Raw genomic sequence first — 13,330 nt, 5'->3', positions numbered from 1 at the left:
GGGGGCCGGAAGCCTCTCGACAAAACCGGTTCGACAGGCCAAACGCCCCCGCATGCCAGCTGACTTCAAAGCTCCCGACGACTGCGAAACGATGCTCGATGTCCGCGCGGGCGTCGACGCCACCGATCGCGAACTGGTCGCTCTGCTCGATCGCCGCTTCGGCTATATGCGCGCCGCCGCGCGGATCAAACCGACCCGCGACGCTGTGCGCGACGAGGAGCGCAAGGCGTCGGTGATCGCGGCTGCCGTCAAGGATGCCGAGGAGCGCGGCATTCCGGGCCAAGTCGTAGCCGATCTGTGGGAGCGCCTTGTCGAAGGCTCGATCGCCTACGAATTCGAGGAATGGGACCGGACGCGGGCCTAATCCTTCTTTCGGTTGAGGAACCGCTCCAGTCTCGGCTTCTTCTTGCTGGCCTCGGCCTGCGTGATGGTGCGGGCTAGCTTCTGGATCTTCGCGGTCCATTTCGCGGCGTTCTTTTCAGCCCCGCCGAATTTGACCTGGCCGAGCGGCAGGATACGAACCGGCTTGAACCCGCAGAAGCCCAATATTTGCCCTTTCCAGCGGCGGATGATCGAGTTCCAATAGAAGAGAAGCAGGAAGATGGGCGGGGTGTCCATGGTGATGATTGCATCGGCCGAGCGCCCTTCCATGTTGCGGTCCCACCATGTGTCATCGTCGTGATAGGCGAAGGTGAAACCGGGCAGGAACAGCCGGTCGATCAGGCCCTTGAGCAGCGCGGGCTCCGCGCCCCACCACATCGGAAAGACGAAGCACACGTGGTCACAGGCATCCAGCTTCCCGGCCAGCGCCGCAATGTCGGGCTCCCACTCGGTGCGCTTTTTGTAACCGTGCTTGAGAATGGGCGTGAACTCGAGATCGCGCACTGCGACACGCGTGACCTCGCAACCTGGCGGTAGTGCATGCTCATAAAGGTCGAGCAAGTGCGCAGAAAAGCGTCCTGCGTCCGGATGCCCGTCGATCAGCAGCACGTTCATCGCCTGGTCCCTCGCTTCGTGCGGAAAGTGCCTGCGTTTGCCAAAAAAGAAAAGGGCGGCCCCGCAGGACCGCCCCAATTCTTTCAGCCGGTAGTACCGATCAGCGCGAGTAGAACTCGACCACGAGGTTCGGTTCCATCGTCACCGGGTAGGGCACTTCGTCGAGCTTCGGGACGCGGGTGAAGCTCACCTTGTCGTTGCCATCGGGAGCGACGTAATCGGGAATGTCGCGCTCGGGCAGGCTCTGGGCTTCGATGACGAGCGCCATTTCCTGCGCCTTCTTGCCGAGGCTGATGACATCGCCGACATCGCAGCGACGCGACGGGATGTTGCACTTCACGCCGTTCACATAGATGTGGCCGTGGTTCACGATCTGGCGCGCGGCGAAGATCGTCGGCGCGAACTTGGCGCGGTACACGATCATGTCGAGACGACGCTCGAGCAGGCCGATCAGGTTCTGGCCGGTGTCACCCTTCATGCGGGTGGCGTCCTTGTAGGTCGAACGGAACTGCTTCTCGGTCACGTCGCCATAATAGCCCTTGAGCTTCTGCTTGGCGCGCAGCTGAAGACCGAAGTCGCTCATCTTGCTCTTGCGGCGCTGGCCGTGCTGACCGGGGCCGTACTGACGCTTGTTGACCGGAGAATTCGGGCGACCCCAGATGTTTTCACCCATCCGGCGGTCGAGTTTGTACTTGGCGCTCTTGCGCTTCGACATAAGTCGTATCCTTCAAATCTGCTGACCTGCCCCAGCGGCAGGCATTCAACCCGGCATCGCACCACAAGGACGATATGCCCTGTGCGACCACCGCTTCACCGGGATGCGGGGTCCATTTGCGAAGGCGCGCGAATAGCAGGAATCCGCGCGCCGTCAAGTTTCAGGTGAAACCGGCCGGTCAGCGGCGCTGGTTGAACTCGCGCCATTCGTCGGCTGTCTTGCAGACCTTGCTCTTGCGGCGGCTGCTCATGTCGAGTTTTACATAACGACACGTGCGCTCTTCCTCGGCTTTCACCTCGGGCATGACACTTGCAGAAGCGTCCTTCTCGTCCTTGGCTTCGTCGGTCTGATCCTGAGCGGTTTCCTGCGATGTTTCGTCCTGGGGGTCGGGCGAGAGAGCCGAAGCTGCGAAGAGCGGAGCGGCAACGAACAGGGCGGCGGGAGCCGCGATGAGCGAAAGGGTCGATTTCATCAATGATCTCACAGGGTTTCTTGAAGAGGGAGGGCACGATTAGCGAGCGGAAACGCGGCTGTCCACGATGCATTGCGCATGTCGCATAAACGCCATCGAGCGAAGGGTTTTTCCGCAGACCGCTAGGGGGCAGTCGGGGTGGCGAGAACGTCGTAATGCTTTCCGCGACCATAGATGCGTGAATGTTCGAAGCCCGCCTCGTCGAGCACCGCGTTCACCGCCGCCTTGTCGGTCCAGCGGTCGTCGTGTTCGTAAAAGATCGCAATGATCCGCGCGGCTTCGGGCGATCCGAGCAATTGGCGGATCACCGTCTCTTCGTGCCCCTCGACGTCGATCTTGACGAAGATCGGGAGTTCGGGCGGGAGGTGACCTGCAAGCGTTTCCATGGTTTCGAGCCGCACGGTGCTTTTGGGGTGCTCTCCGGGCAACTTCTCGGCATGGTCGCCGAGGGTCGCCATTCCGCTGTGGCCGGTGCTGAGCGTGATCTGGAATTCGCCCGCCTTGTCCGACAGGCCGAAATTGAGGGCTTCCGAGCGATCCTCCAACCCGTTGGCGGTCAGGTTTGAGACAAGCCGCGCATGGGTGGTCCCCACCGGCTCAAGCGCGACGATCTTTTCGCAAACCGGATTGCGCCCGGCGATCAATGAGAAAAGGCCCTGGTTGGCGCCGACATCGAGGAAGCAGAACGGCTCGTTCATGGCCCCAAGCAGGTCGGCGAGATAGCTGCCATAGGTGCCGTAGTGGCAATAGGCGTAGGTCTTGTCGCCCCAGTTTGGCCACATCTTGACCCCGTAAACAGTGTCGACAGGCCGCTGCGGACGCCCGGAGCTCAGCGCCTTTCGTACGTGCCGCATCGTCCGCGCCCGCACGACGCGCAGGTGCCGCCACACGAGGAAATCGCGCGCCATGGCCTTGCTGTCGTGTTCGGGCCAGGCGGGACGGAAGGCGCTGGCCGCTTCGGGGCGGTTCATTGTGTTATCCCGCGCCTAATCGCGCGGGTCCCGTTCAAGCGTGCTCAGGATACCCCGCAGCGTGCGCACTTCGAGGTGGTTCCAACCCGGCTTGGTCAGAACGCTTCGTAGGGTCCGGCGCGTGGCATCGGCGCGGCTCTCTGGCAAGAAATATCCGCGCGGGCCGAGGAGCTTCTCGAAATGCTCGATCAACCCGTCTAGCTCTGCTTGCGGGGCAGGGGGTAGCATTTCATCGTCGGCGGTCGGCTGTACAAGCCCTTGATCCGCATTCACTTCACGCCCGATCCGCGAGTATTCGTAAGCGGTCAGGATCACCGCCTGGGCAAGATTGAGCGAGCCGAATTCGGGATTGATCGGAACGGTGAGAATATGGCGGGCGAGGGCGACATCCTCGGTCTCCAGTCCCGATGCCTCGCGCCCGAAGAGAATCGCGTGGCGACCCTCCTGAGAATGCATCAGCTCAGCGGCTGCGTCGGGGCCGACGACCGGCTTGGTCACGCCGCGCTTGCGCACGGTGGTGGCATAGATGTGCTCGCAGTCGGCGACCGCGTCGGCGGTGGTCTCGTAGATTTTCGCCCGGTCGAGAACGATGTCCGCGCCCGCCGCCGCAGGTCCTGCAGAGGGATTGGGCCAGCCGTCGCGCGGATTGACGAGCCGCATTTCGGTCAGCCCGAAATTGAGCATCGCGCGCGCCGCCTTGCCGATATTTTCGCCCAGTTGCGGGCGAACGAGGACGATGACGGGCGGTTCCGCCATCGTCAGTCCTTTGCCGCTTCCTGCACCGTGCTGGCGAATTCCTCGAAATCGCGCGCTTCAGAGAAGTCGCGATAGACGCTGGCGAAGCGGATATAGGCGACGGAATCGATCTGCTTGAGACCGTCCATCACCATCTCGCCGATCTTCGCAGAGGCGACTTCGGCTTCGCCGGCGGTTTCCACCTGGCGCTGGATCCCCGAGATCAATTGGTCGATGCGTTCCTGGTCGACCCCGCGCTTGCGGCAGGCGAGCGCGACCGATTGCTCGATCTTGGCACGGTCGAAGGCTTCGCGGCGGTCTCCCGATTTCACCACCGTCACCTCGCGCAACTGCACGCGCTCGAAGGTCGTAAACCGCGCTCCGCAAGACGTGCATTGCCGTCTGCGACGGATCGAAGTCGAGTCCTCGGTCGGGCGGGAATCCTTTACCTGGCTGTCATCGCAGGCGCAGAAGGGGCATCGCATGGGCTAGCGGTCTCAGGCGCCGGGATAGACCGGGAAGGCCGCGCACAGCTCCGAAACGCGTCCGCGCACGCTCTCTTCGATCTGCGCGTCGCCTTCGGGACCGTTCTTGGAGAGCCCATCGACGACTTCTGCGATCAGCTTGCCCACCGTGCGGAATTCGGCCGGGCCAAAGCCGCGGGTGGTGCCTGCAGGCGTGCCCAGACGGATGCCGCTGGTGACGAACGGGCTACGCGTGTCGAACGGAATGCCGTTCTTGTTGCAGGTGAGCCAGGCGCGATCGAGGCCCTTCTCGGCGTCCTTGCCGGTCACGTCCTTGGCGGTGAGGTCGACCAGCATCGAGTGGTTGTCGGTCCCGCCGGATACGATCCGCAGGCCGTTTTCCTCGAGGCTCGCCGCCAGAGCGCGGGCGTTCTCGACGATGCGGTGTGCGTAGCTCTTGAATTCGGGCTGGAGCGCTTCGCGGAAAGCGACGGCCTTGGCGGCGATAACGTGCATGAGCGGACCGCCCTGAAGGCCGGGAAACACCGCCATGTTGAGCGGCTTGGTGAACTTTTCGTCGTTCCACAGGATGATTCCCGAACGCGGACCGCGCAGGCTCTTATGCGTCGTCGAGGTAACGATGTCGCAATGCGGGAAGGGCGAGGGGTGCGCGCCGCCCGCGACCAGCCCTGAAATGTGGCTCATGTCGCATAGCAGGATCGCGCCGACTTCATCCGCGATCTCGCGGAAGGCGGCGAAGTCCCAGGTGCGCGAATACGCGGTACCGCCGCAGATGATCAGCTTGGGCTTGTGTTCGCGTGCAGTCGCGGCAACAGCGTCCATGTCGATCAGTTCGTCGCCCTCGCGCACGCCGTAGCTGACCGGGTTGAACCACTTGCCGCTCATATTCACGGGCGAGCCGTGGGTGAGGTGCCCGCCGGAGTTCAGATCGAGCCCCATGAAGGTGTCGCCCGGCTGCAACAGGGCGAGAAACACCGCCTGGTTCATCTGCGAGCCGGAGTTTGGCTGCACATTGGCAAAATTGCATCCGAACAATTGCTTGGCACGCTCTATTGCCAGCGTTTCGACTACGTCCGCGTAGTCGCAGCCGCCATAGTAGCGCTTGCCCGGATATCCTTCGGCGTATTTGTTGGTGAAGACGCTGCCGGTCGCCTCGAGCACGGCCTTGGAGGCGATGTTCTCGCTCGCGATCAGTTCGATCTTGTCCTGCTGGCGCTTCAGTTCCTTGGCGATCGCGTCCGCGATTTCAGGATCGGCGGCCGCGAGATCGTCGTGCCAGAAGGAGTCCATCGAGTTGAGGACGTCGGACGGTTGGGTGCTCATTGGTATGTCTCGATATGATCGGGAGAGAGGGGCGGGTTGCCGAGTTTGCCGACTCGTCGGCGGTGGCGGCCATTGGGATCGTCGGCATCGGCGAATTCGGTTTCGAGGAAAGTCGCAACGCAGCTCTTGGCCATTTCGATGCCGATCAGCCGGGCGCCCATGGCGATGCAATTGGCATTGTTGTGCTCGCGCGCGAGCGCCGCCGAAAGCGGCTCAGAGACGACCGCGCAGCGAACCGCGGGATGCCGGTTGGCGGCCATCGAAATTCCGATGCCGCTGCCGCATAAAGCGATACCGAATTCGACAGTGCCATCGGCGACTACGCTCGCGAGCTTGTATCCGTAATCGGGATAATCGACGCTCTCGCCCGCATCCGGGCCGAGATCGGCGACTTCGTGTCCTTCATCGATCAACCATTCGGCGAGTTCTGCCTTGAGGTCGGTTGCGGCGTGGTCTGAGGCTATGGCGATGCGCATGGGCGCCTACATAGGGATGCGCGGCGATTCTCTCCACCCCGGAACGGCGGCTTTTCTACGGTCGGGAGCAGGCGCGCGGCCTGTCAGATCGTTTCGAGCGGTTCGCCGCTCTTCTCGCGGTGATCCTGCAACTGGTCGAGCAGTTCGCGCTGCGCCGGGACCATGACTTCCATGCTCTCGTCGATATAGGCCTGGTTGGCCTCGGCAAAGCTGGCCGAACCGATCACTTGCGGCATGAGATCGAAGAACTGCTTGCCGCTCGGTGTTTCGACGAAGGCGAGAATGTCGCGCAGCTCCTCCTCGGTGAAGAGCTCGGCATAGGCTTCGGCCATTCCGTCCATGATCGAAGGGATATGCTTGCGCAGGATCGATTTGGATTCTTCGGTGTATTTCTCGATCCAGTCATCGAGGATTTTTACCGCTTCGGGGTCGTCCGAAGGCAGGTACGGGCCAAGCGATGTCCGCATCTGGGCGATGGTCTGGTCCATCGAGGCGAAGAACAGCGCTTCGCGTGTTTCCTCCGGATAACCGGCATCGACGATCTGCGCGGCGAGTTGCATCATGGCCGGATCGATATCGGCTGCTTGCTCGACCGGTTCCGACATCGCAATCGCTGTGGCCTCTTGCGGGCTCGCATCGGCGTTTGCGAGGGCGGGGATGGGGGCGCTCCATGCCAAAGTGGCGAGCGCGGCGAGCGTGGTTGAGCGATTGAGGGGCATCGCGCGATCCTGAAGCGCACCCTCTGCAGGCGCAAGTGTGGATCGACGAAATCGCTAATTTTCTTCGCGGAAAGCTGTCGTCATGGCAATTTCTTACCGATCCACTTCCACAATTTCTCGATTTCTTTCGCAGCCTTGCCTTCGGGATCGACCTCTGCAGCTGTTTCGCCCTTGGCCGAGGAGCGATGGAAGGCGGCACGGTCACCCAGCGTCACCGGACAGATCTTGAGGCCCATCTCTTTCGCGGTCTTTTTTGCGTCCTCTGTCAGCAGGGTCGCGCCCGCCGGAACCGAGTTCAGCACCACCCAGGCGGGCTTCTTGGCGAAATTCACAAGGTCGGCGATGGGTTCGAGCGCGTGGAGATCGAAGGCGCGCGGCTTTGAGGGGATAAGCACGATGTCGGCAACCTTGATCGCCTCGCGCGCGGCGGCATCGGCATGCGGCGGGGTATCGACGACGACGAAATCGACCTTGTTCTTCTTCGCGCTCTCTATGGTCCGACCCAAGCGGGCAGGGGGGCTGGTCACCACCACGGGCAGGAAATCCCCGCGCCAATCGCCCCAGGCGGCGGCGGTCGCCTGCGGATCCGTATCGACGACGCACGCCTCGTGCCCCGCCTGCGCAGCGCGCGTTGCGATGTGAACCGCGAGCGTGGTCTTACCGGAGCCGCCCTTCTGACTGACGATGGCTATTGTTGGCATAGAGGAATTCCGGATTGCTGCACTGCACAATATCTATCGCAGACAGATCGCTCTGGCGAGACCCTAGTTTCCCACAAGTCGTAGGACGAAAAGCGGGCTAGATCGAAGCCGAAGCGGGAACTGCGTATTTTGGGCAGTCCGACCGACATACGCCGTCATGCGACCACTCCGGAGGCCGCCATAAATAGGCGAGCTTGTCCTGCCACTTGTCCGCCGCGTCCATCCGATCTTTAAGTTGCTTGAGGCCGGCAAACTGCGCGGTGAGTGGATTGTTGTCGTGGACGGGCTTCACCAGACCAGGGTTGGGCTCTTCCCCGAGATAGGCCGTGCTCGCGAAGATGCGGTCGAACAGGAGCGTGACCTGGCCATAATTGCGGTCGATGTATTGCGGCTGATTGGCGTGGTGAATCTTGTGCATCTTCGGCGTCATTAAAACCCGATCGATCCAGCCAAGGCGCGGGACCCAGCTGGCGTGGTTCCAGATGCCGAACGCGTTCGTGCACACGCTAACCGCGATGTAGACCACTGGATCGATGCCGATGAAGGCAGCGATGAGCGCGAAAAACGCCTTGAGCTGGCCATCGAGGAAGAACCCGCGCGCTGCCGTCGAGTGATTGAATTCATTGGAGGAATGGTGGATCGCGTGGAATGCCCATAGGAGCCCGACGCGGTGTGCTAGCCGGTGATCCCAGTAATAAGCAAATTCATGGAGCACGAAGGCCAACGGGATCGCGAGTAGCAAAGAAATGCTCTCGATCAGCCGGAAATTGTCGAATACCAGCACATAAAGCGCAAGCGGGATCAACAGCCCGATGACGAAATGGATCATGCTCGACATCAGGTTTAGCCCGATCGAGCAGAGTGCATCCTTGTTATCGTAATCAGGATTGCCCCAGATCGCCCACAGGCGCTCGAGAATCACGCTGCCGAAATAAGCCGTGGCAAGGATCCACAACGCGGCAGGACCGCCGATGAAGTCGATGGCGCTCTGCAAGCTTTCCATCGGCAGACACTAGCGCATTTACTGGTCGAGGAAAGAGCGCATCTTGCGTGACCGGCTCGGGTGCTTGAGCTTCCTCAGCGCCTTGGCTTCGATCTGGCGGATACGCTCGCGTGTGACCGAGAATTGCTGGCCGACTTCCTCGAGCGTGTGGTCGGTGTTCATCCCGATACCGAAACGCATGCGCAGCACGCGTTCCTCGCGCGGGGTGAGCGAGGCGAGCACGCGGGTGACGGTTTCCTTGAGGTTCGACTGGATCGCGGCGTCGACCGGGATCACCGCGTTCTTGTCCTCGATGAAATCGCCGAGATGCGAATCTTCCTCGTCGCCGATCGGCGTTTCGAGGCTGATCGGCTCCTTGGCGATCTTCATCACCTTGCGAACCTTTTCGAGCGGCATCGACAGGCGTGCGGCCATTTCCTCCGGAGTCGGCTCACGGCCTTCCTCGTGAAGGAACTGGCGGCTCGTACGCACAAGCTTGTTGATCGTCTCGATCATGTGGACCGGTATGCGGATCGTGCGCGCCTGGTCGGCGATCGAACGGGTGATTGCCTGCCGGATCCACCACGTGGCGTAGGTCGAGAACTTGTAGCCACGGCGGTACTCGAACTTGTCGACCGCCTTCATCAGGCCGATATTGCCTTCCTGGATCAGGTCGAGGAACTGCAGCCCGCGATTGGTGTATTTCTTGGCGATGGAAATCACGAGGCGCAGGTTCGCCTCGACCATTTCCTTCTTGGCGATCCGTGCCTCGCGCTCGCCTTTCTGCACCATGTTGACGATGCGGCGGAACTCGGGGAGCGCCATGCCGGTCTGCGCGGCGATATCGGTGATCTCCGCACGGATGCGGTCGATCGCGGCCTCTTCCTTCTCGAGGAAAGCGGCCCATTTCTTGTCCTTTTTTGCGCGTTCCTTGATCCAGGCATCGTCGAGCTCGTTGCCGACATAGCCGTTGAGGAAGTCGATGCGCTTGATCTTGTGACGCTCGGCAAGGCGGAGCATCTGGCCGCCCAGGGCGGTCAGGCGGCGGTTGAAGGCGTAGAGGTTGTCGACCAGGAATTCGATCTTGGTCGCGTGGAATTGCATCGATTCCACTTCGCCGGTCAGCTCTTCGCCGAGCTTTTCGTATTTCTTCTCTTTCGCCGCCGGAAAATCGTTTCCTGCAGCGAGCGTGTCGACGCGCTCGGCCTGTAGCTTCTCGAAAGTCTTGAACAGCTTGGTTATGCGCGCGAAGCGTTCGATCGCCTCTGGCTTGAGCGCGGCTTCCATCTGCGCGAGCGAGAGGGTGTTGTCTTCCTCTTCGTCGTCATCCTTCTTGGACGAGCCGCCTTCTCCATCGCCGTCCTCGTCTTCGTCCTCGTGGTCTTCGACCTCGTCGTCGTCGCGGATGGTGGGGCCGGCGGTCTCCTCGGAGATCTCGCCGTCGTCGTCCTCGTTCTCTTCCTCCATCTTGTCGGGCGGAGGCTCTTTGGAAAGCATGGCGTCGAGATCGAGGATCTCGCGCAGCTGCATGTCTTCGTTGTTGAGCGCCTCGGACCACTGGATGATGGCGTGGAAGGTGATCGGGCTTTCGCACAGGCCCATGATCATCATGTCGCGGCCAGCCTCGATCCGCTTGGCGATGGCGATTTCGCCTTCGCGGCTGAGCAGTTCGACTGCGCCCATTTCGCGCAGATACATGCGCACCGGATCATCGGTGCGGCCATCGGTGGCGGCCTTCTTGACGGGCGCGGCCTTGGTGTCTTTCTTGGCGTCTTTCTTCTTGTCGCCTGTGCCGACCTGCATTTCCGCAACTTCGGCTTCCTGCTCGGCCTCTGCCTCGGCTTCCTCGTCGCTTTCGACGATCTGCACGCCCATTTCGGAAAGCGCGGTCTGGATGTCCTCGATCTGATCGGGGCTCATCTCTCCCGAGGGCAAGGCTTCGTTGAGCTCATCGTAGGTGAGATAGCCCTTCTTTTTGCCCTTGGTCATCAGCTTCTTCACTGCCGCCTCGTTGAGGTCGATCAGCGGAGCATCTTCGTTTTCCGATTTCTTTTTCTTCTTAGCGGTCGAGGCCATGTATCGCTATCAATCCATCTCGCGGGGTCTGACGGTCAGTTGTCCGACGACACCGAATTTCTACCCTTGGGAATTTTCATCCCCGACCGCTGCGGGAGCGGCCTTCTTACGCCCGAATGCCTTCAGGCGCTCGTCAACTGTCATGAGCTGTTGTCGCAAGCGGGCCTGCTCGGCAAAGGACCCTTCCGGGTCTTCGTCAAACCTGGCAATCGTCGCCGCCATTGCGGCTTCGAGCGCCGGCTTATGCGCCAGCAACGATACAGCTTCGGCCAGTTCCTCGCGCGCTTCACCGGGGGGTGTTCCTTCTCGAAGGAAGGTATAACGACTGTCGACCGGTGGGGCAGGATAGCCTTGCTCCGCTGATATGGCGTTTGCCCCGTTCGAATCAAGCGTTTCCGCAAGCTCTATCAGCGATTCAATTGCGGGTGCGGCAGTTTGGTCATGGCGGGCGAGCTGGATCAGCGCTTCTGAATGGCGCGTAATCTCTTCCGGATGGCGCACGAGCCCGGCGATCACGGCACTGAGCAGGCCCGATCGCTGGCCCCCCGCCATCGCCTTTTGCAAGGTTGCGCGCGCATCGCCCGAAAGCCTTTGAGGCGCTGCGGCAACGCCCTTCCACGGGCCGCGCTTGGGCTGCTGGCGCGGAGGAAAGGCAAATGACGAGAAGCGGTCGAGCAATTCGCGGCGATAAAGCGCCTGGATATCGCGATCCTCGATCGTGTCGACGTGCTCCATCAGTCGCTTCTTGAGGCCGGCCTTGGCTTCGGGGCTTTCGAGCGGCTGCGCATCGCGTTCGTAAGCCCAGAGGAAATCGAGCAACGATGTCGGCTCGGACAGCAGCTTTTCGATTGCTCCCACCCCTCGTTCATTGATGAGATCGTCCGGATCGAGACCGGCGGGAAGGCGCACGATTGCAAGCGAGCGCATCGGCGCGAGCAGCGGCAACGCGCGGGTGATGGCGCGCATCGCCGCGCGTTGACCGGCCGCATCGCCATCGAAGCACAGCACCGGCACCTCGACCATGCGCCACAGCATTTCGAGCTGCATCTCGGTGAGCGCGGTGCCGAGCGGGGCGACCGCATCGGTGACCCCCGCCTGCGCCAAGGCGATCACGTCCATATAGCCTTCGACCACCACCACACGGCCTGTCTGGCGCGAGGCGGGGGCGGCGCGGTGGAGGTTGTAGAGCGTGCGGCCTTTGTCGAACAAAGGCGTGTCGGGCGAGTTGAGGTATTTCGCCACCCCATCCCGGCTCTCGAGGATGCGCCCGCCGAATGCGATCACCCGTCCGCGCGCATCCTGGATCGGCAGCATGATCCGGCCGCGGAATCGGTCGTAGGTAGTGCCGTCATCGGTGCGGATGCGCATGCCGGTATCGACCAGCATGTCGTCTTCGAACCGGGGCAGCGCGGATGGGAGCGCCTGCTTGCTTTCGGGCGCATAGCCGAACCCGAATTCGCGCAGGGTCTCGGGCTTCATGCCCCGCCGATTGAGATAGGCACGCGCCTCGCGTCCCGCGCTCCCGCGCAATTGCTCGACGAACCAGTCCTGCGCTTCGGTGGTCACATCGATCAACTCGGCGCGCTTTTCCGCGCGTTTGGCCGCGACCGGATCGGGGGCAGGGACTTCCATCCCGGCCTCGGCAGCAAGTTCCTTGATCGCATCGATGAAAGACAGCCCACGCTGTTCGGTCATCCAGCTGATCACGTCTCCGTGCGCTCCGCAGCCGAAGCAATGGTAGAACTGCTTCTGGTCGTTGACGTAGAAGCTCGGCGTCTTCTCGTCGTGGAACGGGCAACAGGCCGACCATTCGCGCCCTTTTTTGACGAGCTTCGTGGTGCGCATGATGACGCTCGAAAGCGTGATCCGCGCGCGCAGCTCGTCCTTCCATTGCGGGGTGATGGTCATGGACTACTGGTACCACCCTCTCCGTTCGTGTCGAGCGACGTCGAGACACGTTTCGGTGGACCGGCTGTGGACACCCTTCCGCTCATGCTGAGCTTGTCGAAGCATTGTCGTTTCCTTCAAAGGCGAAGTGCAGCCCTTCGACAGGCTCAGGGCGAGCGGCCCTTCAGGAAAGTGCCGCCTTCACCAGTCCGCTCGCCAGCTTGCCGTCGAGCACCGCGCCGTGCCTGGCCTTGAGCGCGCCCATGACCTGGCCCATGTCCTTCATCGAGGAAGCGCCGGTTTCGGCCTTTATCGCCTCGATCGCGGCCCTGGTTTCTTCCTCGCTCATCATCTGCGGCAAAAATTCCTCGATCACGGCGAGTTCGGCCTCTTCCTTCGCAGCCAGCTCTTCGCGGCCGCCCTGCTGGTACATCTCGATCGATTCGCGGCGCTGCTTGGCCATCTTCTGGAGCACCGAGGTGACCAGTTCTTCGTCGGGAATGTCCTTGCCGCTGGTGCGCTCCTCGATATCGCGGTCCTTGATCTTGGCGCCGATCTGGCGGAGCGTCGCGGTGCGGTCCTTCTCGCCGGCTTTCATCGCGGCGATGGTGGCGGCTTTGATGTCGTCACGGATCATGGTCTGGCTCGTTCGTTCGTTATAGTTGTGGATGGATCGCTATATGGGCGCGCTCTAACGCATTGCCAGCGTCACGCCTAGGTTGACGGAACCCGCAACCGGGCCTAGCGGATGAGACTTAGCGACATTGCTGGAAACACCTGACTCGGAAGGGC

At 61.8% G+C, this 13,330-nt stretch carries 15 protein-coding genes; 1 reads left to right on the top strand and 14 read right to left on the bottom strand.

Features of this window, described 5'->3' with window-relative positions:
• The first annotated feature begins 52 nt into the window (after positions 1-52).
• Positions 53-364, top strand: a complete 312-nt coding sequence (locus tag ACI5KX_RS09590; protein ID WP_406810440.1) for a chorismate mutase — start codon at positions 53-55, stop codon at positions 362-364.
• On the opposite strand, the gene ACI5KX_RS09585 is transcribed toward ACI5KX_RS09590, so the two are convergent.
• The 14 genes from ACI5KX_RS09585 to ACI5KX_RS09520 form a co-directional block, all read right to left on the bottom strand.
• Positions 361-996: an NAD(P)H-dependent oxidoreductase gene (locus ACI5KX_RS09585; protein WP_406810439.1), complete on the bottom strand. Its 636-nt coding sequence runs from the start codon at positions 994-996 to the stop codon at positions 361-363. The two genes, ACI5KX_RS09590 and ACI5KX_RS09585, sit on opposite strands and share 4 nt — an antisense overlap.
• A gap of 100 nt (positions 997-1,096) precedes the next feature.
• Entirely contained in the window at positions 1,097-1,711 is a 615-nt protein-coding gene (rpsD, locus tag ACI5KX_RS09580; protein ID WP_406810438.1) for a 30S ribosomal protein S4, read from the bottom strand.
• Positions 1,712-1,889: 178 nt separating this feature from the next.
• The gene (locus ACI5KX_RS09575; RefSeq protein WP_406810437.1) at positions 1,890-2,183 is read right to left on the bottom strand and encodes a hypothetical protein; all 294 of its coding nucleotides are present in this window, start codon (positions 2,181-2,183) and stop codon (positions 1,890-1,892) included.
• A gap of 122 nt (positions 2,184-2,305) precedes the next feature.
• Positions 2,306-3,154, bottom strand: a complete 849-nt coding sequence (locus ACI5KX_RS09570) for an FkbM family methyltransferase (protein WP_406810436.1) — start codon at positions 3,152-3,154, stop codon at positions 2,306-2,308.
• Between the two features lie 15 nt (positions 3,155-3,169).
• The gene (locus ACI5KX_RS09565) at positions 3,170-3,910 is read right to left on the bottom strand and encodes an RNA methyltransferase (RefSeq protein ID WP_406810435.1); all 741 of its coding nucleotides are present in this window, start codon (positions 3,908-3,910) and stop codon (positions 3,170-3,172) included.
• 2 nt (positions 3,911-3,912) lie between these two features.
• Positions 3,913-4,374 (bottom strand): transcriptional regulator NrdR, encoded by a 462-nt coding sequence (nrdR, locus tag ACI5KX_RS09560; RefSeq protein ID WP_406810434.1) that lies wholly within the window; start codon positions 4,372-4,374, stop codon positions 3,913-3,915.
• Between the two features lie 12 nt (positions 4,375-4,386).
• Positions 4,387-5,697, bottom strand: coding sequence for a serine hydroxymethyltransferase (gene glyA / locus ACI5KX_RS09555; RefSeq protein ID WP_406810433.1), 1,311 nt, complete (start codon positions 5,695-5,697; stop codon positions 4,387-4,389).
• Complete coding sequence (gene rpiB, locus ACI5KX_RS09550) at positions 5,694-6,173, bottom strand: ribose 5-phosphate isomerase B (protein ID WP_406810432.1); 480 nt, start codon at positions 6,171-6,173, stop codon at positions 5,694-5,696. The genes glyA and rpiB overlap by 4 nt, the downstream gene beginning before the upstream one ends.
• Before the next feature lie 83 nt (positions 6,174-6,256).
• Positions 6,257-6,892 (bottom strand): DUF2059 domain-containing protein, encoded by a 636-nt coding sequence (locus ACI5KX_RS09545; RefSeq protein ID WP_406810431.1) that lies wholly within the window; start codon positions 6,890-6,892, stop codon positions 6,257-6,259.
• A gap of 80 nt (positions 6,893-6,972) precedes the next feature.
• A complete protein-coding gene (parA, locus tag ACI5KX_RS09540; protein ID WP_406810430.1) occupies positions 6,973-7,593 on the bottom strand; it encodes a ParA family partition ATPase in 621 nt (206 codons plus the stop codon).
• 97 nt (positions 7,594-7,690) lie between these two features.
• Entirely contained in the window at positions 7,691-8,596 is a 906-nt protein-coding gene (locus ACI5KX_RS09535; protein WP_406810429.1) for a sterol desaturase family protein, read from the bottom strand.
• Positions 8,597-8,614: 18 nt separating this feature from the next.
• Positions 8,615-10,651, bottom strand: a complete 2,037-nt coding sequence (gene rpoD / locus ACI5KX_RS09530; protein ID WP_406810428.1) for an RNA polymerase sigma factor RpoD — start codon at positions 10,649-10,651, stop codon at positions 8,615-8,617.
• A 60-nt stretch (positions 10,652-10,711) separates the two neighbouring features.
• Positions 10,712-12,559 carry a DNA primase gene (gene dnaG / locus ACI5KX_RS09525; RefSeq protein ID WP_406810427.1) on the bottom strand — a complete coding sequence of 616 codons (1,848 nt, stop codon included), beginning with the start codon at positions 12,557-12,559 and terminating at the stop codon, positions 10,712-10,714.
• Positions 12,560-12,722: 163 nt separating this feature from the next.
• Entirely contained in the window at positions 12,723-13,175 is a 453-nt protein-coding gene (locus ACI5KX_RS09520; RefSeq protein WP_406810426.1) for a GatB/YqeY domain-containing protein, read from the bottom strand.
• Between the last annotated feature and the right edge of the window lie 155 nt (positions 13,176-13,330).

The sequence above is a fragment of the Erythrobacter sp. GH1-10 genome, assembly GCF_045363165.1.
Classification (GTDB): Bacteria; Pseudomonadota; Alphaproteobacteria; order Sphingomonadales; family Sphingomonadaceae; genus Erythrobacter.
This window is presented reverse-complemented; position numbering and strand designations above follow the sequence as displayed.

What these genes read in the sequence shown, in the direction of transcription:
- ACI5KX_RS09590 (WP_406810440.1), top strand. Translation starts at nt 53, where the DNA reads ATGCCAGCTGACTTCAAAGCTCCCGACGACTGCGAAACGATGCTCGAT.
- ACI5KX_RS09585 (WP_406810439.1), bottom strand. Translation starts at nt 996, where the DNA reads ATGAACGTGCTGCTGATCGACGGGCATCCGGACGCAGGACGCTTTTCT.
- rpsD (WP_406810438.1), bottom strand. Translation starts at nt 1,711, where the DNA reads ATGTCGAAGCGCAAGAGCGCCAAGTACAAACTCGACCGCCGGATGGGT.
- ACI5KX_RS09575 (WP_406810437.1), bottom strand. Translation starts at nt 2,183, where the DNA reads ATGAAATCGACCCTTTCGCTCATCGCGGCTCCCGCCGCCCTGTTCGTT.
- ACI5KX_RS09570 (WP_406810436.1), bottom strand. Translation starts at nt 3,154, where the DNA reads ATGAACCGCCCCGAAGCGGCCAGCGCCTTCCGTCCCGCCTGGCCCGAA.
- ACI5KX_RS09565 (WP_406810435.1), bottom strand. Translation starts at nt 3,910, where the DNA reads ATGGCGGAACCGCCCGTCATCGTCCTCGTTCGCCCGCAACTGGGCGAA.
- nrdR (WP_406810434.1), bottom strand. Translation starts at nt 4,374, where the DNA reads ATGCGATGCCCCTTCTGCGCCTGCGATGACAGCCAGGTAAAGGATTCC.
- glyA (WP_406810433.1), bottom strand. Translation starts at nt 5,697, where the DNA reads ATGAGCACCCAACCGTCCGACGTCCTCAACTCGATGGACTCCTTCTGG.
- rpiB (WP_406810432.1), bottom strand. Translation starts at nt 6,173, where the DNA reads ATGCGCATCGCCATAGCCTCAGACCACGCCGCAACCGACCTCAAGGCA.
- ACI5KX_RS09545 (WP_406810431.1), bottom strand. Translation starts at nt 6,892, where the DNA reads ATGCCCCTCAATCGCTCAACCACGCTCGCCGCGCTCGCCACTTTGGCA.
- parA (WP_406810430.1), bottom strand. Translation starts at nt 7,593, where the DNA reads ATGCCAACAATAGCCATCGTCAGTCAGAAGGGCGGCTCCGGTAAGACC.
- ACI5KX_RS09535 (WP_406810429.1), bottom strand. Translation starts at nt 8,596, where the DNA reads ATGGAAAGCTTGCAGAGCGCCATCGACTTCATCGGCGGTCCTGCCGCG.
- rpoD (WP_406810428.1), bottom strand. Translation starts at nt 10,651, where the DNA reads ATGGCCTCGACCGCTAAGAAGAAAAAGAAATCGGAAAACGAAGATGCT.
- dnaG (WP_406810427.1), bottom strand. Translation starts at nt 12,559, where the DNA reads ATGACCATCACCCCGCAATGGAAGGACGAGCTGCGCGCGCGGATCACG.
- ACI5KX_RS09520 (WP_406810426.1), bottom strand. Translation starts at nt 13,175, where the DNA reads ATGATCCGTGACGACATCAAAGCCGCCACCATCGCCGCGATGAAAGCC.